The organism is Stenotrophomonas sp. SrG (genome assembly GCF_050031795.1).
GTDB classification, from domain to species: Bacteria; Pseudomonadota; Gammaproteobacteria; order Xanthomonadales; family Xanthomonadaceae; genus Stenotrophomonas; species Stenotrophomonas rhizophila_A.
In genome coordinates, this window is sequence record NZ_JBNBBE010000661.1 from 1 (window position 1) to 249 (window position 249).

General features: G+C 68.7%; 1 protein-coding gene. It reads right to left on the bottom strand.

Annotated features, from left to right (window positions below):
• Positions 1-249: DEAD/DEAH box helicase (locus tag ACQG3P_RS21220; RefSeq protein WP_426806155.1), on the bottom strand; the 249-nt coding region annotated here is incomplete at both ends.

The window sequence follows — 249 nt, forward strand, 5'->3', positions numbered from 1 at the left end:
AGGTTCGCGAGGATCTCGGCGGTGCAGCAGATGATGGGCGCATCGGGGTTGACCGACGAGTCGCCGGTGACCATGCCGACGTTCGCCGCCCCGAAGATGTCGACGAGGGCGAAGAACTTCTCGCTCACGAGCGCCTTGATCGGCGCCGTGTAGTACGAGCGCCCTCCTCGCGAGAGCGCCGCGGCGTGCGCCGCGACCGCGACGAGCGACTTGCCCGTCCCGGTCGGGGTCGACAGGACGACGTTCGAA